We start from the raw sequence: 20,780 nt of genomic DNA, 5'->3' as shown, positions 1-20,780 counted from the left end.
ACTTAGTAGTTGTTCTTAGAAAACAACCGTTACTGTAGCTGAACAGGTTGTTGTGCCAGCTTCACACACTTGGTAAGCGTACGAACCACCGCCTTTTCTGTTTAATGCGTCAGTGTATGCACCATCGTTAGCCGTTGTCGCAATAACTGAACCGTTGCGGTAAACATCAACGTTAGATGATGTTGCATCAGCCCACGATAAATCAACGCGCTGTGAACCTTTTACTTTGTAGCCGTTAGCGGTTAATGAAAGATCGCCAGTGCCACCAGTGTCACCGCCACCGCCGTTACCGCCAGCACAACCATTTTGTGTAAGGTAATCGTTCATATCAGCGGCTTGTGCAATACCGTAGCCGAAGAAGTCATCTTTACCTGCTGCACCAGCATCCATTGCAGTTGCTTTTAGTGCGCTGCGAATTTCTTCACCAGTACACGTTGGATGATTTGACCATACAAGTGCAGCAATACCAGCAACAGCAGGTGTTGCCATAGATGTACCGCTCATATAGCCGTAATCACTTGCACCGATTGAAATGTCGATAGTAGAAGCGGCAACTAGTGCGCTTCTGTCTTCAAATGCCGCGCCTACTGCTGGAATTGAAGTGTTGTTTGTATCGCCTAGTGTGCCGTAAAGCATGCCCGGTTCGTTGTTGATAATAACAGCACCTACACCACCAGAAAGTTCACAGTTATTAACTTTGTCGTAAAAAGACACGCTACCACGGTCGATAACGCATACTTTACCTGCTGCACTTGTATCTACTGCGTCACCAAGACCTAAGAAATAGGTTGCTGCTGAAGCGTTACCAGTATTTTCCATTGCTGATGAAGCAAAGCCTACGCCGTCAGCACTCATTGATGATAGAGATGCGCCGCCTGCAGGGTATGTAGAAAGTGTATCAACACCGCCAGCAGTTACTTCAACACAAATTGTCTCATCAGTTGTAACGCGCTTACCGCGACCTGATGTACATGAAGGGTACTGCGAGAAATCTGCAATGTTATTGTCAGCGTCGTTTGCGCCAATCATCATTACTGACGAGTAACCAGCAGGGTATGAACGAACGCTGTTGCCATCGTTACCTGCTGCCGCTACCACTAAGCCACCAGCAGCTACGAAGTCTTTAAATGCATTCTCTTCGGTTGAGTTAGCGCCACCGCCACCAAGGCTCATGTTAATGATGTTTGCGCCTGCTTGCGAACATAGCTGTGCTGCTTGAGCAAGGTCAGAAGAATAGCCCCAACCAGAAGCGTTAAACACTTTAATAATGTGCATGTCTACGCCTGGTGCCATACCAACAACACCAAAGCTGTTGTCTGCGGCACCTATTGTACCGGCTACGTGAGTACCGTGAGGTCCACCATTTTCAAACCAATTGCCAGTACCTACATCGTTGTCACCTGTAATTGCTGACCAGTTAAAGTCTGCGTTCGATGAATCAAGGCCTGAGTCGATAACACATACTTTCATACCAGCATTGCTGTCGAATGTTACTTGGTCAGCTTGTGACTGATAAACAGCATAAGGTGTTAACTGAGTTTGTGTAGGGTTGCCTGCGTCGTCATTAAATAACGCCATAGGTGTACGTTTTTGGTCTGCTTCAACCAACTTAACGTGAGGGTTGTTTAGAATACCCTTCACATCGCTCAGTGATTTTCCGCTGAACGTAGCTGCAATAAAGCCGTCTGCGTCTAAGTGAATTTGTGCACCAGATTGCTTTGCAATCGCTTTTACGATGCCTTTTGCGTTGTTGTCTACCTGGATTATGTAACGGTCGTTGTCAGCTAGAGCACTGAAGCTTGAAAAAGCCAAGCTAGCTGCAATTAATGAAGGGGTAAATTTATTATTTTTCATAGGTACCACTCTTTGTTCCACTTATTGTTTAAGCCCACTTTTTTATTTGTTTTTAATAGTGGGTAAGCAAATCGCTCACTCTCGAACCTACATCATTAAATTTTATTTAACAAACCATGTAGCGAAAAAGTATTACTAAGTTTAATACCCAAAAAAAAAGGCATAAGGATAAATAACCCTTATGCCTTTATATTTCATTTACTTATATTTACTTAATCGTTCTTTCAAAAAAGTTAGTTATTGTTTTATATAAGTGAATGCCTGTTTGCTTTCCTCTGATGCTATGTTTTTTACCGGGGTAATCCATAGTCTCAAATGGAATTGCTAAATCTTGAAGGTGTTTATATAGCATGGTCGAGTGCGTGAACAACACGTTGTCGTCAGCCATACCGTGGTAAATAAGCAAGTCGCCTTTCAAGTCTTTTGCATAAGGAAATACTGAAGACGCTGTGTAGGCATCGTCATCTGTTTGTGGGTTGCCCATGTAACGTTCGGTGTAGTGCGTGTCGTATAAACGCCAATCGGTTACTGGGGCACCTGATACACCTGCGGCAAAGTAATCACCTGCTTTGAACATGGTCATAAGCGTCATGTAACCGCCATAGCTGTGGCCGTGAACGCCAATACGCGCAGCGTCAACAAAAGGCAATGTGCGTAAAAACTCTACCCCCGCTACTTGGTCATCAACTTCAATAAAGCCCATTTTTTTGTAGATAGGATCTTCAAAGCCTTTACCGCGATAGTTCGAACCACGGTTATCAAGCGTAAATACAACGTAACCTTGATCTACCCAATGTTGAAATAACAAACCACGGTTGCCTGCCCAGCTGTTAGTCACTACTTGTGCATGTGGACCACCGTATAGATACACAATAACAGGGTGCTTCTGGTCTGGATTTTGTTTAGCGCTTTCTGGTGTGTAAATGCGGTACTTCAGCGCGGCCCCGTCTTTCGTGGTGATATCGCCAAATTCTGGTGCGGTCCAGCTATCCATATAAGCGTTTAGCGGGTGGCCTTTTTCAACTTTATTCTCCTCAAGCCACGTAATACGCTTGCCGGTTGCATCATTAAGGCTTACTTGTGCAGGAGAGTTAATAGTAGAGAAACGGTCAATAAAGATAGAGGCGTCTTTGCTGAACGCCGCGCTGTGGTAGGCGCCAAGCTCGGTTACGCGCGTGATATCGCCGCCATCAAGCGACACCTGATAAACATGGCTTTCAAGTGGTGTATCTTTGCGGCCCGAGAAAAACAGACGGTTATTGGTAACGTCTATTGCTTCTACATCATCAACTACCCAATTTCCCTTGGTTAACTGTTTGACCAATTTACCGCTGTCGTCAAATAAATAAAGGTGCTTAAAGCCATCGCGCTCAGACGCCCAAATGAACTGCCCTTTATCTTTTAAGAAATATAAATCGTTGTGAAGGTTAACCCAGGTATTGCTCGTTTCAGTCAGTAGAACGGTTTGCGTGTTCGATGTTGTATCAAAAGCGCGAAGTTCTAGCGTTTGTTGATTGCGCGTTTGCCATTGATACGTAAACGTTGTGCTGTTAGGCATCCATTTACCGCGTGCAAAATAAATGTCTTTGTTTTCGCCTAAATCTACCCATGTGCGCTTACCTGAGCTGATATCTTGAATAGCTAGCTCAACCAACACATTCGGTGTACCTGCTTTAGGGTACTTTTGTTCAATAAGTTTAATATCGTCTGCGTATATTTCTGAACGCGTGATAACGTCGACAGGGCTTTCATCTACCTTAGTAAATGCAATGTGTGTTTCGTCTGGCGACCACCAGTAGCCTGTCATGCGTCCCATTTCTTCTTGGGCAACGAATTCAGCCATACCGTATTTAATGTTGCCACCACCTTTTTTGGTAATCGCTATTTCTTCGCCTGACTCAATATGCTTAACGAATAAGTTTTGGTCGCGAATAAATGAAATGTAATTACCTTTAGGAGATAGCTTAATGTCGGTTTCAAAGGCGTCGGTATCAAGCAGCTGTTTAGCACCTTTTTCGCCTAACTTGTGATAAAACACGTCACCACCAAGAGGGAACAGAAGCGCCTTGCCATCGTCAGACCACTGATAGCTTACTATGCCGCTGCCAGACAGACGCATGCGTTCGCGGCGTGCTTTTTCTTCATCAGACAGTACTTCTTCACCGCTTTGTAAGTCGTTAGAGTCGAACAACATGCGGGTTTCACCGCTTTGAATGTGGTATTCCCATAAATCTAAACGTTCGTAGTCGGTTTGCTTACCTTTTAAAAACGTAACACGTTGGCCGTCAGGTGATACTTTCAAAGAACGAGGTGCGTTACCATCAAGCGATGGCGATGAGAAAATACGCTCAATAGTGAGCGTTTCAGCGTTTAAAGCAGTAGAGAGCATAGCGGCTCCAATTAAAAGGGCTTTTTTCATTTTTATCTGCATATTTGACTGTCGAAGGTTAGATTGTAGAGAAACGATATCATGATACAAGGTGTGAAGTATGAAAACCGCAATGGTGCTGGGAGCGACTGGTTTAGTGGGACGAACGCTTGTAAATGTACTTTTACAAGATAGGCGATACAGCGAAGTAACGTGTTTAGTAAGAAAGCCGCTACCTGCGACAATGTTTAACGACCCTCATGTTCGTTTGAAGCCTGTCGTTATCGACTTCGATAACCTGCAAGACTATCAAGGCTATTTTAGCGTAGACCATGTTTACTGCTGCCTTGGCACTACTTTAAAAAAGGCAGGATCACAAAAAGCCTTCCGTCGAGTAGATTTTGAATACGTGCACGTTGCAGCGCAGCTCACAAGAGCGCAGCGAGCAGAAAGCTTCGTGTGGATATCGTCGGTGGGCGCCGATGCAAAAAGCAGTAATTTTTATCTTCGCGTAAAAGGCGAGCTCGAAAATGCCATTATGCGCATGCCGCAACTTCCGCACGCCTCAGCGGTAAGGCCATCACTACTAATAGGTGAGCGCGATGACTCTCGTTTTCTGGAAGAAATAGCACAAAAAACGGCACCCGTTTGGCAGTCTTTAATGAAAGGGCCTTTGAAAAAGTATCGTCCCGTACATCCTATTGATGTAGCTAGAAACATGATGTCGCTGCAAAAGTGGTAAATTCGTGTAAAATGCCGCGCCAAAATTCATCGCGAGATTCAGTGCCTATTTATGTTCCGCTGTAAGCAGTTTGTTATTGCTCAAGATAAATGCGCAATGAAAGTAAATACCGACAGTTTAATTTTAGGTAGCTGGGCGAAGTTGAATAATGCAACCTCGGTGTTAGATGTTGGAACTGGAACGGGCATTCTATCCCTGATGTTGGCGCAGCGGACGTCAGATAACGTACTTATTGATGCTATTGATATTGATGTTAGCGCAGCGCAGCAAGCACAAGATAATGCTGTCAATTCGCCGTGGGCACACCGTATCAATGTGTCTTGTTCTTCGCTGCAGTCACATAATGAAAAAAGCTATGATGTTATTGTGTCTAATCCGCCGTATTTTGACGCACCGCATGAGGGCTCAAACGCTTATAAAGCACAAAGCGTTCAGCGTGCAACGGCAAGGCAAACAAGCGCATTAACACCCCACGATTTGTTCAGTTACTGTCAAAGGCACTTGAAGAGCAATGGCTGGTTGAATTGTGTATATCCGTATTCAATAAAAGCGCAAATAATTAATACCGCTTCAGAGTTTGGATTGTGCGCGGTACAAGCGATGGATGTTAGTCATGACGAGCAGCATGAGCCGTACTTGACTACCTATCGATTTCAGCATGCACACACTGCAACGCCTTTGATTGTTGAAGACGCATTATTTATAAGAAACAAGGCTGGCGAATACAGCGCCGCGTATAAAGCCTTATGTAAACCCTTCTATTTGAAGTTCTAGAGAGTAAAACATTGACTATTGTTATTGCCGAAGCATTCGGCGCACTTGCCGTTATTTTAAATTTCATTGGCTACAGACAGACAAATGTAGATAAGTACCTTCTTATTTCTGCATTTGCCCTTGCTGCGTTGAGTGCACATTTTTTCATGCTAGATGCTATGGCAGCTGGGGTAGGCACACTCTTGGCTAGCTTGAGAAATTTCATAGCTATTAAAAATAGAAGCAATCTCACACTGTTCGTTTTTATTGCCGCTAATGTTGGGTTTTTGACGTATGAATGGTTTGTGCTTGAGCACCATTGGATCATTTTAGTAGCCTATGCGTCTTCACTTATCTTCACCATCGGCTCAATAGTTATTCGCGATACCGACAAAATTAGAAAAGTGTTTTTGGTTGCAGAAACGCTTGGTCTAATTTACGCCATTTCAGTTGGTAGTATATTTGGTACTGTATTCAATGTGAGCAATTTAATCAGCATTTTAAGTAAGCTTTTTGCCAATAAGCGTTCACTAAATACTCAGAAGTGACAGTTTTTAAACAGCGTTCAAAAACCTTGTAAACGCCTCAATCAAGCTGTAGCCCTTGCTTTCATTGGCTTATCCCAAAGTTCAATAGCGAAAGCAGTATGGAAGCGTATAATTCTGAATCACTAAGTATGATCTTAGCAATTTTTCCTAAGAAAGAGTCGAAGTATTCTCGAACGATGTGGTAGGAGAGTTTGCGCAGTGAAGACAGTTAACAATACACAGCAGTTATTCGGGTCTGAAGTAGCATCGTCAAAAGGTGAGGCTCAGAGCCGCAGTTTATTTGAGAACGTCAAACCGCATTTGGTTGAAGAGCAAACATTGTTCGAAGCCGAACAGGTGTGGAAAAAGCGCCTCGGTATGCTTGTGGCTGCTGAAAATAATCTTATTAAAGTTATACGCTTACGTAAAATTACTGGTATATTTACCGTAGCAAGTATAGCAGTGTTTTTATTTTCCCTGTACGTAGCACCTACAATGCCACCAATTGTGTTTTTCGGTTTAATCGCGTTAGCTGCATTTGGTTTTGCCACATATCCCGCTTGGTTTTTTGCGTCGAAAAGCAATAAAAAACAGCGCGATGCAATTTCAAGACTGTTCTTTATGAGCAATCACGAAGTAGAGGTGGCAGACGGCAAAGTCACGCTAATTAACAGGGCGAACTATTCGAGTGTAACGGAGATACACGTAATGGATCGCAAGCTTGGACAATTCGCAAACTCGTAGACATCATCGCACAACACAATACATTGTTGTTCTTCTTACAGCAGCGCTATTATTAGGGCTGCTTTTGCTTGCGCCCATGGATGCTTTTGGGCAACTCATTTCTTCTGTTGTAATACTCATCATAATTTCTTTGTGCAGCCGAGAGGCGAGGCACATGCAACAGCATCAGCACTTATTTAGAACCTTTGCACTGGTGTTGGCCATTGCATTAAGTTTTCGATACCTGCTTTGGCGGGGTATATATACGCTTACTTATTCAGATGTGTTGTCGATGGTAGCGGTGTGGCTGTTGTTTGGTGCAGAAATTTATGCGGGCATTACATCTGTACTGGGGGCAATTGTAAATGCATTTCCTCTTAGCAGGCCTTTACTAACGCTACAAGGAACAGATCCTGCCACATTACCTACTGTGGATGTAATGATTCCCAGCTACAATGAAGATGCAGATATCTTGGAAGTGACAATTCGTGCAGCTAAAATGCTTGACTACCCTAAGGATAAGCTGCGCGTTCATCTTCTTGATGATGGTGGTACCGACCAAAAAATAAATTCTACAAACCCGGTTGCAGCGGCTACGGCCAAACGCAGACGAGAAGAGCTTCAGCAGCTTTGCCAAAGGCTAGAAATACGTTATCACACAAGAGCACGAAACGAATTTGCGAAAGCGGGTAACGTAAACAGCGCCATTCAAAACACTGACGGCGATTTAATTGTTATTTTAGATGCCGACCATGTTCCTACCTCAGATTTTCTAGACCGAACCGTGCCTTGGATGCTAAGGAATGAGAAAGTATTCTTGGTACAAACACCTCATTTTATGGCTAACCCTGACCCCGTTGAGCGCAACTATTTTTCTGCGTTTACCCGCATGCCGTCTGAAAATGACATGTTTTACGGTACTATTCAAAAAGGGTTAGATTATTGGGGGAGCTCTTTCTTCTGTGGCTCTGCAGCCTTGATGCGTCGTGCCCACCTAGATTTAGTAGGTGGTATATCTGGCGATTCCATCACAGAAGATGCTGAAACTGCCCTTGATTTACATAAGATGGGTTACGAGTCTGTTTATGTTGACCGCCCTATGGTAAGCGGTTTAGCGCCAGAAACGTTCGATGCTTTTATTCAGCAGCGCATGCGCTGGGCACAGGGCATGACCCAAATTTTATTACTTAAAAAACCGTTCAAGGCTGAAGGCTTAAAATGGTATCAGCGGGTTGGTTACATGAGTTCTATCATGTTTTGGCTTTTTCCTTTCGCCCGCATTGTTTTTCTTCTAATGCCATTGGCCTACCTTGTTTTTGGGCTGCAGGTTTATCATGCATCCATGCTAGAAATCATCGCGTTCACTATTCCCCATGTAATCGCCACGTACATGATTTCTACCATGCTGTTTGGACGAACGCGGTGGCCGTTAGTGTCCGAGCTTTATGAAATTCTACAGTGTGCTTTTACGCTCAACGCGCTCATAAAAGTGTTCTTAAAACCACGAGCGCCGTCTTTCGTGGTTACACCGAAAGGGGAAAGTCTAGACAAAACCTTTGTTTCACCGTTATCGGGCGTATTCTACTGGTTAACGTTACTTATCACCTTTGCGTTGGGAACGGGCGTGTATAAATTTATTACCGAGCCACTAACAAGGGAACTTACCATTGTGGTAATGCTTTGGAACGTGTTCAATCTAATATTGTTATTGTCGGTTATGAGTGTGCTGTTAGAACGTAAGCAAGTTCGCAGTCAATCGCGTTTGCCAGCTACAAACAGCGTAGTGCTTCGAACATCTGAAGATGAGGCCTGGGTGGGTGACTTGGTAGACTTGTCGCTTGGTGGCGCAAGGATGCGTATTAAAGGTGGAGGTGCCAGTATACCACGACATGTCACGCTTACCGCTTGGAGCCATGCGTTACAGCGCAACGTTCAACTTTCAGTTGAAGCACTGCATTTTGATGAAAAGTCACAAATCTTACGCGTGCGGTTTTCCTCGCAAAATGACGCAGAACAAGACGAGATTGTTGCATTCACCCTATGTGACAGCTTGAGATGGATGTCGTTTCAGCGCAGAAGAACCAGAGCAATATCTTATTGGTTTGGTGCTAAACACGTGTTAAAAGTAGGGCTAAAGCCTGTGTTTTTGCATATTGCAGTGTTGTTGAGGAAATTCGCCGGAAAACTAAGGCTTCTGCCAGCGCCGGTAAAGGAAAAATAATGATAAAAACTTACCTTATGTTAATTGTGAGTTTGTTGGTGTCGTTTTCGGCATTAGCGCAGACCGAAACGTTTCGTTTGACCGATTTTTACAGCGGTGATGGCGTAATTCGTCTTCAAGGGAAGGCCGACGCTATTGATGTTCCTATTCCACTAAGTGCAGCGACACGCGTTAACTCGGCTAAGTTACGTATTGAAGTAACTAGCTCACAAGCCCTTATTAAAAAGCGTTCTCAGCTTTATATTCGATTTAATAACGCAACCATTGGACAAGTAGCATACGACCCAGACAGGCCTTCTTTAGTTTCGGAAATAAATATCCCTACAGCACTGTGGCGCCCTGGTTTTAACTCGTTAACCTTAGCGGTTAGTCAGCATTACGCTATGCAATGTGTTGATGGCAATGCGCCAGAGTTATGGAGCGAAGTTAACGTCTATAATTCTACGTTAACTCTAGATACTGTAATAGGCGACAAGCCGTTTATGTTGGAGTCGTTAAGCCATTTCTTTAATCCAGGTATTGGCGGGCAACGTAAGGTAGCGCTTTATACTGCACTTGAACCAAATAGCGCTATTTATCAGAAAACACTGCCTTTAGCAGCACAGGCCCTTGCGCTTCGAAATCAGTACCAGCCACTACATGTAAAACATGCTGCGTTTGCCGATAACTATGAGTTACCCGATGTAAGTGAGTTGCTACGAGGTACATCGTTGAGTAATCGCGTTGGAAACAGTTTGGAGAGAAGTAATGCAACTTCCAAAGCATTAAACGATGAATTTTGGAATGAAGACAACATAGCCAGGTTTGAAAGAAGCGCTTGGTATATTACACCGCAAAAGCAGCAACCTATTCACGTATTAGTGGGAACCGTGGAAGAGTTGTCTCCAATCCTATCTGATGATTTAGTGAACGAAATTAACGGAGCATTCCTTAAAACTCAGAACACACCCGCTTTTATCGTTAACAATACTGTGGTTACGCCAGCAAGCTTGCGTTTGATTGTAAGTGGCACCACACAAGAAGAGGTTTACGAAGCAGCAAAAGCACTTTCTGTTATGGATGACGCAATAAACCCAATAACTCAGGTAACAGTTCTGTCACAAAGTGAAATGGATGCCAGCAAGCTGCAAAAACATAAAGTGTTAACGCCAGATAACACCTATACCTTTCAAGATTTTGGGGTTGCTACTGCACAGTTTAGAAATGAAGGGGACTTTAGAAAACGTGTGCCACTGCGTTTACCTGCCGATTTTTATGTACCTGAAAATGCTAGCGTAAAATTATTACTCGATTTTGGCTATGGTGCCGGTTTTGGGCCTGGCTCGGTAATGAACGTGAGCGTAAACGGTGAACTTGTTCATGGCTTAGCATTAAATAACATAAACGGTCAGTCGTTTAGAGACTATCAGCTCACTATTCCTGCGCGCTTTTTCAAAGGCGGAATTAATAATATTGATTTTGATGTCACCCAGCGTGCTCCGCTTGCGGGTGTTGAGTGTGACGACATTCCTGGTTCTCACTTAGTATTTCAATTAGACGATTCGTCAGCAATTAAATTACCGGATGCTGGTCACGTTGCCGTGCAGCCTAATTTGGCGCTGATGTCAGAAACAGCATATCCGTTCGCACGTTTCAAAAGTGCGCCTACTTCAACGATTAATATTCCGACTGAAGCATTTCTAGACAGTGCGCTAACGTTATCCGCTAAACTGGCACAAGTGGCGCAGGTGCCACTATTGAATGTTGAGGTGGTGCTAGGTAACGAAATAAGCACTTCTACGTCGGCGTTTGTACTTGGTACTCCAGAGTCTTTAAGTAGTGTTGAGCAAGCAGAGTTCAGTACTGCTATTGAAGCCACAAAACGCTGGTCGTATCGTTTGCAGAACAACTTGTATAACCGTATTCGTAATTTTACTGAAGATAAATCATTCAAAGAAATGCGCATTGACGGGCATACCGTTCAACAAAGTGATTTAGGCGAGCAAGCGGTGCTAACCGCGCAGCGTCACCCAACGGCGACCGATAGCGATACGCTATTTATCGTTGCGGCTCAAACGCCTGGTTTATTAGAGGCGCGCATATTGGACTTGGTAAGCTTGTCATTATGGGGTCAGTTAGGTGGTGATTTCTTTGCATGGAAAAACAGTCAAACGCCTTCTTTGGTTATGCAAGTAAGCGACAAGTTTGAAGTGGGCGAAGCCGACGACAAATGGCTACACCTTCGCCTTTGGTTGTCAAATAACCCGTGGTATTGGCTATTTGGTTTTATTGCGCTGGTGGTCGTTGTTAGCGTAATTACTTATCTGTTGTTAAAACGCAGAAATCAACAAGTTCAGGATTCATGGTAAACGCACGTTTAACAGGCCTATTTCTACTGGTAGTTTTGCTAGTGTCGTCTTGCTCTACACAAGATAACTTAGCTTTCGAGAAGCGTTTTGCCGCTTTTAAAGCGCTTTTTATTGAAGACGGTAGAGTAATTGATAGCGGCAACAACAATGTGTCGCACAGCGAAGGGCAGGGCTATGGCATGCTTTTCGCTGTTGCTGCGTCTGACAAAGTTACCTTTGATGCGTTATGGCAATGGACAAAGCAAACGCTACAGCGAGACGACAATCTATTTAGCTGGCGTTTTCGTCCGTGTGAATCCAATAACAAGCGCTGTATTGATGATCCAAATAATGCATCTGACGGCGAGCTTCTTATTGCGTGGGCATTGCTGCGCGCATACGAGAAGTGGGGTGATAGTTCCTATAAAAACGATGCAACCGCCATTATAGCGGCAGTAGAAGAAAAGCTCATTGTCACACGTGGTCCACACACTGTTTTACTACCAGGTGAATTTGGTTTTAAAGATGCTCATAGCGTACAGCTAAACTTGTCGTATTGGGTGTTTCCTGCCATTTCGACAATAGCACAATACAGTAATAGCCAAGCCCAGTGGGAGTTACTGTTCTCAAGTGGCATATCTTTACTTCAAGAAAGCCAATTTTCTTCCCATAAGTTACCCAGTGATTGGTTAAGGCTAGAAGAAGGCAACGTTTCTTTAAATAACGTACTGTCACCAGAATACGGATTTAATGCAGTGCGCGTGCCGCTTCATTTAGCGTGGTCCACATCGTTTATGAAGGATTCAGGGCAAGCAGAACGATTACTTTCACCGTATTTTAAGTGGTGGGCGCAATCGACAGTACCCGCAACGCTTAATTTGAACACAGGGGAAAGCGCTAACTATGGCCTTACTCCAGGCATGACAGCAATAAAAACAGCGGTAACTAGCATTGCACATAATGAAAATGTGCAGCTTACCCATGACGAAGCTTGGCCCGCTTTCTCTCGTAAAACCGACTATTACTCTGCAAGCTTAACGATGCTGTCGATGTTAGCGGTAATGGACTCTAAATCGTGAAATCTTCTAAAAAATCGGTGTTAACATCGTTTCTGGTTCCTCCTCTTGTAGCAATACCTTTACTTGTGAACAAGGGAATTGCACAAACAACGACGACCTACCAAGAAAAAGAGTTGCCGGTGCTGCCAACGCTCGACCAGCAGCCCGATTTAACAGGCCTTTGGTATCACATTAATGAAAAACAGGTTTCACTAGCCAATGCTGAGTTCGAACGACTTCGTGCAGAGTACCCGGCTTGGCGAGCGCCGAAAGATGTTATTACCGAGCTAGATAGAATTAATGGTCGGCTTAAAGCTGCTTCAACTGAAGATAGCCCAACGAAAAGCAATACAGCACCACTGCCAGCTAAACTACAATCAAAGCCAAAACCGCCTACGGCTGAATACCTTCTTGAGCAGTTTGCGCAGTTAAAACCTGCCGCACTCCAGAAAACATCTGAAAATAAGTTAGTGCAGTTGGGCGCCTTGGCAAATACCGTAGGGCGAAGCGACTTTCACCTTTTAATTGGCTGGACATCGGTTGATAAAGGGTTATTTAACCTAGCTCAAGAGCAGTTTAATAATGCCTTAAGCACCACTAGTTTGCAGGTAGAACGTGAATCGGCTCAACAGGGGTTGCAGAGTATTACTACCACTAGAGTGCAGCTGGCGCTAGCCGCTAAAAATATTGCTTTGTTAAAGCAATACATTGGCGAGGTTCAAGAGCAGGAGCTAGAGCAAAACAAAGCACTAGCACGCGAAATAGTCTTAGGAAGCGCGTGGGAATACTTTGATGAAAAAGACTACACGTACGCTTACACATTGTTTTCATTGCTACAGCATCAAGAGGGTCAATATTTAAGCTTAACAGCTCAAAACCTTAACGATGAAGCCTTCGAGCTTGCATGTAGCATTAACACCGAAGTGTTTCTTCGTCGTTGTGCTGATGGTTTGGCCGAGCGTCAGGCTTCTCTTTACAACCAAGGCGCGTTTCAAGACAGTGTTAACGCAGGTAGGCAGCTTCAACAAATTCGTCCACTTACGCTTGAAGAATATGCGCTTTTAGGGTGGGCCGCGCGTGAATACCAAGATGTAAACACCGCCACCGACGCGTTTTCATACGCACTGTCGAAAGACCCTGAAAATACGGTTTATGCCAATGAATTAGTAAAGCTACACTCTGGTGATGAAGATAAGCTAAGCGAGCTTGCGGCCGAGTTTTCTGCGGTTAAAGCAATACAGCAGCAACAAATTACGCAGACAGCGTGGCCTAGAAAACAATTTCTTCTTGCCTACTTAAATGGTGACAGTAGGTCCACTACCGCGCAAACGAAAGACGCGCTTCAGGTTGTGTATGGTGCAAATACACGCTCTCGTAGCGGTCTAGTTGGGCTTGGACGTTTTGATGTGCATAGCCACTACATAGGCGTGGGCAGCGAGTTTAATGACTGGTTATGGCAAGTTACATTCGACTATAAACAATTTTATAGCGGTGCTCCTTTTGTTGGGGACTGGTTTGGCGACCAACAGCTGCCAGCTTTAAACAACACCTCGTCTCGGCCTGACTTCAGCGGTATTACTGGGTTTGAAGATACCGGAATTCGCGCTGAAGCTAGCTATCAGAAAGAAGACTACAATTTTTACGTTAACCTTGAATACGGTATGTTTGACCAGCCGGTAGATGCAGCCTTAACGGGGCAAGTGTCGTTAACAAAATTCCTAGATAAAACTACCTTAGCCGCAACAGCGTTTCGACTACCCAAACAAGACAGCTTACTCAGTAACACAGGCACATTTAATAATCGACACACCGACGCATGGGGCTATGTGCTTGAAGACGGTGTACGCGTGCTTGCTGCGCATGCCGTGGCGCCGAAGTGGTCGGTGGCAGGTACTGCGCAAGTAAGCCAATTAACGGGCGACAGAGTGATTGATAACAATGCTCTGGCTGTACGAATGGATGTAAGTTACGACATTGCCTCACAAGTTTCACCAAAGCTCGATTATTGGCGCGTTGGGCCGTTTATTAGCTACAACGGCTACGACAACAACGTGAGTGGGTTTACCTATGGTAATGGCGGTTACTTTAGCCCTAGTATGTTCCTAAGCGTTGGCGCTTATTCTGAACTATTAACCCTTGAAGCGCAGCAATGGCAAGTCAGACTTCGCACTACGCTTGCGGTATCGCGTGTTGAACAAGACGACGATTTACGTTTTCCATTAAATGATTTTGCGTTAAACGATGAAGATCTTGTCACTACATTAGGCGAAGACAACAATACGGGGCTAAGCGGTAATATTATGGCCGAAGGCCAGTACAGGCTTAGCGATAATTGGATTGTAGCGGGTTATATGGGCAAGTCGTTTGCCGTAGAGTTTGAAGACTTTGAAGCAGGAATTCAAATTCGCTGGAGAGCGGGTAAAGGCAATGGCGTTACCAGCGATGAGTTAATTTTATCATCTCCACGCTTAAGTGGTTTCGCATTATAAAAAAGCGGGTTATTCATAATGAATAACCCGCTTCTTATTTACCAATTTAACTATTTAAGCTTCTAGCCGCAGTCTCTTCTTACAGTTTGTAGCTTAGCTTGCTTGCATTTTACTTATGCTCTGCTGCGTTTTATGCTCTCTTGCGACGTGCCATCATCAAGAACCCTGCGCCAAATAATAGCGCCCATGAGGCGGGTTCGCTTACATCAATAGCACCAAAGCGATAGTTGTTCACTTGGCCTGTGAATTCCCCATCAGGAGACGACAGGTTCTTCGCAATTAAATTTCCATCTACTTGGCCGTTGTAAAAGCTTACATTAGCGTATGGCGCTAATACGCTACCTTTAATACCTACTGAATGAAACGTGATATCGGTTGCATCTACGAAGTTAAACAATATGTTGTTCGTAAACTTACCATCATGACGTCTCTCAGGAGTATCACTACTTGCAGGCGCATTGTCGGCATACTGGCCTGTTTCTGTGAAGTAGTCTGTATTCGAGAAGTTCTTATACGCTTCGTTGAAAAATCCGGTATTGAATAGCTCAACTACCTCGCCTCTAACATTTATGATGTTATAGCTAGTTGAGGTGAAGTCGTACCATATGCTTTTGTCGGCCACGCTAAGCGTAGATGCGTCAATGTCGAATACGTTGATATCGTTTTCGCCCTTGAAGGTGATCGTGTGAACCTTCTCGCGCTCGGTGCCACCTTGCTCCGCACAAGTCTGGCTTTGTGTATCTACGACGTTATCGTCTGAGTCAAAGCACTTGGAAGAACTTTCGACTAAAGTCGTTCCGTTAACGTCTCTATCGCGGAAGTCGTTAGAGAATTGACGCACTTCTTCTTCAAGTGCTGAAAACTGAATATTATCGACAGTCGCTTTTTTTACTTCGCCACGCACTTCAGCGCCAATAGTAGACTCACCATCAGTAGTAAGCGTACCGCCAGAATTCATTGTAACTGTTCCGCTTATCTCACTTTTAACCAATGTAACGTTAGACTCTGCAGATACATTGCCATTTTCAACTTTGGAGCCGTACATTCCCTCATTTGTTCTGCTGTCATACACTTCAGCAGGGCCACCTAGTACAACAGAGTTAGCATGAACGTCGCCAGAAACAACGTTGCTATTGCCCAGCTTAACGTCACCTTCAGAAGTAACATTGCCAGATTTCACCGTTGAATTAATAAGATTGATTGTTTGTTCGGCTTCAATGCCTTTATCTAGTGATAAGTTTTCGCCGAAAACCATACCAGATACAGTGGTACTGCCACCATGCACATTACCGTTCATGAAATGGAGATTTTTTCCGACTAGCAGCGCTGAATCTGATAATTGAGGAGAAAGCTGAAGACCGACGTTAAAATCGTTGACTCGCATTTCACCGCCCACAGCTAAACGCCCTTCAACGTCAGAGTATTGACCTTCGAAATCGTTGAAAATAAACGCGTTGTAATTGAACGCTTCACTCAATTGAATAGGGGCAGCCGCCGCGTAAGGCGCTGATAGTACTGCAATTGCTACTGCAGTATGTAAAACTAATTTTTTCATTGTTGGCTCCAGTGACATCCGAATCTGGGAACCTTTTTTCAACATGGTTTTCCAGATACACCGAATAGTACAATTTGAGCAAAAATCGTTCGACAGTTCAATAGATACTTTGGTATAGGTTTAGATACGAAAAAAGCCACCCGAGGGTGGCTTTTTTTAAGTTAATCAGAATGTTAGCTCTTTTTAACTAGTACCGATACTTTAGAAATACCCGCAACCTTAACTTGGTTCATTACTTCAACAACGGTACCGTGCTCTGTATCTTCATGAGCCTGGATTGCCGCTGAATCTGTATTGTTTTCAGCTAGGAACGTTTGCGTGTTTGCAACAACACGGCGGATATCTACTTCACGACCACCCATCATAATTGTGCCATCGGCATCAATGCGAATAGATAGCGCTTTTGAAGGCTGATCGTTTTTCGCTTGGTTATCTTCTGGGCGGTTTACATCCAAACCTTTTTCTTTCACGAACGAGGTCGTTACGATGAAGAAAATCAACATGATGAACACGATGTCCAACATGGGGGTCATATCAATCTGAGCCTCGTCTTCAGCCGAGGTATGCTTTTTTCTTTTCATCTCGTCTTCTTTTTTCTGTTACGTTCGAGCGCTTTAGTATACTGCTTGTTACAAAAATATACAGACTTTTGTATAAAAACAGTGGGCTCGTTAACACTTGTTGCTGGAAAAATACTCAATTTCACAGAAATAAAACAACAAACTAGGTTTGTTTATGTGAAATAGCGACACCTAATTGGTAAAAATACAACATCAATGCCCGATTGAGCGTTGTTCGCAAATTACCATGAGGGTAAATACCAAGTCTAGCCTCCGTTGACTTTTTTGTGCCTTGCACAAGGAACGCATTTTTGATCTCGTGATCCTGAATGCAGGCCTCAAACGCACGGGCAGCCATCTCTTGAGGCATAGCATAATAATACATTTTTAGCGCGCGATCAGCCTCTACTGATCGCACAAAATACTCATTGGGCCTCTTTTGATCATTTAAAAACAGTAAGGAAAAGCAATCGCTTAATTTTTGATTCAAAGGATGATCGTTCATATTCGCGTTGTCTAGCCAGGCCTGAGTAGCAAAGCTACCGGGGGGCACATTGTCGAACATGCGTGGCGCAATGTAATGATCAAAAGCGTGAAACCATTCGTGCGCTAGCGCGCCAGCACCAGCGTTTTTCGCTAATGCTAGTTGTCTTTTGGCACTGTTGTAGTGAGCACTTGCATGTTTTTGACCGCCGCTGCCAAAAGCTAAAGACAGGGATCCGTTAAGAGACAGTACCTGTTCATTTACATTTAAAATAGCAACGAGATCGTAAAGTGCATCAAAAAAGAGATTAGCTGCGATCTGTTGCTCTTCAGCGGTAACCCAACGCCCTACCGTAATGGTGGCAAAGTTGAAGAGTTTTCTTATATCTTGAAACGATACATCTGCACCATCTCGGTGACTTGGGCCATTTCGATAGAACTGCTGATGAAGTCTGCCTTTGTTTTCCAACTTGTAGTGCCTTGAAGTAAACTATGCGCAAGTTATGCCATGGCTACAAGCAGCTGTTCGCACCAGGCTGAAATGCGTTCGTCAGTTTGATCGTATTGGTTCTCGTCATCAAGCGACAGACCAACAAATTGGCTTTTATCCTCAGTAAGGGCTTTTGATGCAGTGAACTCGTAACCTTGATTTGGCCAAAAGCCAACGATGTTACATTCAGAAGGCTTAATGGCATCAAACAGCATACCTAGCGCATCTTGAAACCAGTCAGCGTAACCTAGTTGATCGCCTAGACCAAAAAGCGCAACGGTTTTACCAGAAAGATCCAATCCATGAACGTCTTCCCAGTGAGACTCCCAGTCTTCTTGTAATTCACCGAAGTCCCACGTCGATATGCCAAATATAATGATGTCGTATTCAGCCGTGCGGTTAAGGCTCACTTCTTTAATGTTGTGAAGGGCTACGATCTCTTCGTCAAACAGGCTGTTGAGTTGTGCTTGAATCTTTTCAGCTGCCATTTCCGTGTAACAGGTAGTTGACCCATAAAACAAGCCGATAGACAGCGCGCCATTACTCATTTACAAACCTCTTTTGCGTTAGTCGTCTTTTGATGACGGGAATTCTACCTCTTTACCGTTGTTCAACAAAGCCTTGCACTGTACTTCGCTGCCATTGTGTGAAATTTTTAATACACCAAGCGCACAGCCGTTGAATAATTCGCCATAACCTTCGCTTGGATGGCGCGGTTTCACCGACATATTTCTTCGCCTTGTAAAAAAGTTAAGCGGTGATTTAGAGCGGTACAATACTCTATTCATTCTATCCAGCCACTTTATCAGTTTATCTGGAAATGCATTTTTTAAACCGCTACATGTGAATTGGGTAATATGCGGGCTGTTGCGTCTGAACCGAAGTCTTACGTCGTAAACGAAGGAATAGTGAACATCGCCAGACAGAATAATAAACTCAGGCGGTGTTTTATAATGTCTAAAGATATTCAGCATAACGTTTGCTGTACCTTTATGTGCCATCCAGTTTTCAGCATCGACAGTAAGTGCTTTTCCAAAAAACGTGAACACTTTTTGGATAGCTTCTATAACTTTAACGCCATATATCGGTGCTGCTGATACAACGATTACGGCTTCTTTACCTATAATAGAATGTTGAAAGTCGCATAACGCTTCCCAATCCATCAACCCTGACGGCTTATTCATGTTCGATTCTGAACGCCATCGCTGGGTGCGTGTATCAAGTACTTCGATGGGCGGAGATGTTTCTAAACGATAATGCCATTGGTCAAAATCTAATAGCGCATCAATCATGCTGTCGTGCCCAGTAAGTTCACCTTGTTGGATACTTGATTGAAGTTGCTCGATAAGTGGTTTTACTTTCTCAGGCGCGTTACCCCAACCTTGGCATATCAAATAACCCAGTAAAGCATTACCTACCATGCGTTTTGAAAGTGGGTTGCCATAAACTTCTTGTTCCCATCCTCGGGTAAGGTTCCAATCATCTGTTACGTCGTGATCATCAAATATCATGTAGGTGGGTATGTGCGCGAGTGCGCGCCGTACCGCAGGAAGTTGTTTAACAAAACCCTTTATTGCAATGTGCTCTTTGTCGAACAAATCATGATATTTATTGGGCACGTGACTTTTATCTATTGATACGTGCGACCACATTGCATCTGACCAAGCCAGAATATACATGGCAAAAATTTCAGCACTTGAGATCAGATGGTTTTGCGCATTAACCGAGGTGAAAACTGGTTTTTTCTTAGCACCAAAAAACAGTGAAGATAACACGGTATTGGTGGCTATTTGGGGCAACAATTGTTCTCTTTGGTAAAAACCAAATTCATGTTCGGCCAGTTCGCTTGAATGTGGTACTACAGCACCTGTTAGCGTTTCATGAAAAAGTCCAAGTAGGTCGATGGTATTGTGAATGGCCTTAAGCATAGGGCCTGCAACATCATCGGCGTATATTTGGTCGCCTGTCATCAACAATAAATCAGGTGGAGTAGCATCATTTTGAAATGCGTTTTCGTGCAGTGTATCAACTTGCGCTAATGCATCGTCGTCGTGAAAATGTGGCTTTCTGCAAGACCCATGTAATATTGTTGTGGGCGATGAGGTGTAATGAAAATGCAGTGAAGTACAATTACTGTATAGCAATTGCTGTAAAGATGAATGCCAGCATTGCTGGTTGTCGCTGTTGGTAAAGTGAAGGTTGTACTGAATTCGTCTATTTTCAGGAAACGGGTTTTCACTATTAAATGACAGTAAATGCACGAATGCGCGCTCACCCACTTGTACTGACTGGCAATCTGATGCGCCCGACAAAGCACCATCAGCCAAGTGCAAAGACAGTGAAATATCATCACTAACACTACTTACAAGCCAAACGTAACATTTGTCAGCAGTAACTCGGCGGACTATTGGGCCTGCCACAACAACGGGAAGGGGCTGCATCACCTTTAAGAATACCTCTTAGTCTGTCTGTACTAAAACCTAGGCGGCATAAAACATCTGCATACCTTACTCTTTTTTGTTTATAAACGGTATGCTGGATATAATCCGTTACAATTATGTTAGTCACTTTATATGTAGGGCGTTGTCTACGTAAAATACTGACTACCTAAATGCTTTGTTTTCAAGACG

At 43.9% G+C, this 20,780-nt stretch carries 15 protein-coding genes; 8 read left to right on the top strand and 7 right to left on the bottom strand.

What is annotated here, in order from left to right; all coding sequences use genetic code 11:
* Window positions 1-15: 15 nt before the first annotated feature.
* Window positions 16-1,854, bottom strand: a complete 1,839-nt coding sequence (locus V7R35_RS16945; RefSeq protein ID WP_334016054.1) for a S8 family serine peptidase — start codon at window positions 1,852-1,854, stop codon at window positions 16-18.
* A gap of 208 nt (window positions 1,855-2,062) precedes the next feature.
* A complete protein-coding gene (locus V7R35_RS16940) occupies window positions 2,063-4,273 on the bottom strand; it encodes a S9 family peptidase (RefSeq protein ID WP_334016053.1) in 2,211 nt (736 codons plus the stop codon).
* A 70-nt stretch (window positions 4,274-4,343) separates the two neighbouring features.
* Here V7R35_RS16940 and V7R35_RS16935 point away from each other — a divergent pair, with 70 nt between their 5' ends.
* The 8 genes from V7R35_RS16935 (at window position 4,344) to V7R35_RS16900 (ending at window position 15,062) form a co-directional block, all read left to right on the top strand.
* Window positions 4,344-4,964, top strand: a complete 621-nt coding sequence (locus V7R35_RS16935) for an NAD(P)H-binding protein (protein WP_334016052.1) — start codon at window positions 4,344-4,346, stop codon at window positions 4,962-4,964.
* Between the two features lie 51 nt (window positions 4,965-5,015).
* On the top strand, window positions 5,016-5,738 hold the full coding sequence (locus V7R35_RS16930) for a tRNA1(Val) (adenine(37)-N6)-methyltransferase (RefSeq protein WP_334016051.1): 723 nt from the start codon (window positions 5,016-5,018) through the stop codon (window positions 5,736-5,738).
* Between the two features lie 11 nt (window positions 5,739-5,749).
* A complete protein-coding gene (locus V7R35_RS16925; protein WP_334016050.1) occupies window positions 5,750-6,265 on the top strand; it encodes a YgjV family protein in 516 nt (171 codons plus the stop codon).
* 198 nt (window positions 6,266-6,463) lie between these two features.
* A complete protein-coding gene (locus V7R35_RS16920; protein ID WP_334016049.1) occupies window positions 6,464-6,988 on the top strand; it encodes a hypothetical protein in 525 nt (174 codons plus the stop codon).
* Entirely contained in the window at window positions 6,966-9,188 is a 2,223-nt protein-coding gene (gene bcsA / locus V7R35_RS16915) for a UDP-forming cellulose synthase catalytic subunit (RefSeq protein WP_334016047.1), read from the top strand. Before V7R35_RS16920 ends, bcsA begins: the two co-directional genes overlap by 23 nt.
* Window positions 9,188-11,536, top strand: a complete 2,349-nt coding sequence (locus V7R35_RS16910; protein WP_334016045.1) for a cellulose biosynthesis cyclic di-GMP-binding regulatory protein BcsB — start codon at window positions 9,188-9,190, stop codon at window positions 11,534-11,536. The genes bcsA and V7R35_RS16910 overlap by 1 nt, the downstream gene beginning before the upstream one ends.
* Window positions 11,530-12,594, top strand: a complete 1,065-nt coding sequence (locus V7R35_RS16905; RefSeq protein ID WP_334016044.1) for a glycosyl hydrolase family 8 — start codon at window positions 11,530-11,532, stop codon at window positions 12,592-12,594. Before V7R35_RS16910 ends, V7R35_RS16905 begins: the two co-directional genes overlap by 7 nt.
* Entirely contained in the window at window positions 12,591-15,062 is a 2,472-nt protein-coding gene (locus V7R35_RS16900; protein WP_334016043.1) for a cellulose synthase subunit BcsC-related outer membrane protein, read from the top strand. The genes V7R35_RS16905 and V7R35_RS16900 overlap by 4 nt, the downstream gene beginning before the upstream one ends.
* 130 nt (window positions 15,063-15,192) lie before the next feature.
* Here V7R35_RS16900 and V7R35_RS16895 read toward each other — a convergent pair whose 3' ends face one another.
* From V7R35_RS16895 to V7R35_RS16875, 5 genes are all read right to left on the bottom strand, one after another.
* Window positions 15,193-16,617, bottom strand: coding sequence for a collagen-binding domain-containing protein (locus V7R35_RS16895; RefSeq protein ID WP_334016042.1), 1,425 nt, complete (start codon window positions 16,615-16,617; stop codon window positions 15,193-15,195).
* A gap of 173 nt (window positions 16,618-16,790) precedes the next feature.
* Entirely contained in the window at window positions 16,791-17,198 is a 408-nt protein-coding gene (locus tag V7R35_RS16890) for an ExbD/TolR family protein (protein ID WP_334016041.1), read from the bottom strand.
* Window positions 17,199-17,340: 142 nt separating this feature from the next.
* A complete protein-coding gene (locus tag V7R35_RS16885) occupies window positions 17,341-18,129 on the bottom strand; it encodes a CLCA_X family protein (protein ID WP_334016039.1) in 789 nt (262 codons plus the stop codon).
* Between the two features lie 32 nt (window positions 18,130-18,161).
* The gene (gene fldB, locus V7R35_RS16880) at window positions 18,162-18,698 is read right to left on the bottom strand and encodes a flavodoxin FldB (RefSeq protein ID WP_334016038.1); all 537 of its coding nucleotides are present in this window, start codon (window positions 18,696-18,698) and stop codon (window positions 18,162-18,164) included.
* An 18-nt stretch (window positions 18,699-18,716) separates the two neighbouring features.
* Complete coding sequence (locus V7R35_RS16875; protein WP_334016072.1) at window positions 18,717-20,591, bottom strand: alkaline phosphatase family protein; 1,875 nt, start codon at window positions 20,589-20,591, stop codon at window positions 18,717-18,719.
* Between the last annotated feature and the right edge of the window lie 189 nt (window positions 20,592-20,780).

Source organism: Alteromonas sp. S167 (assembly GCF_036864375.1).
In the GTDB taxonomy this organism is placed as follows: domain Bacteria; phylum Pseudomonadota; class Gammaproteobacteria; order Enterobacterales; family Alteromonadaceae; genus Alteromonas.
The sequence above is the reverse complement of the archived record's forward strand: the minus strand, read 5'-3'. Positions and strand labels throughout refer to the sequence as shown.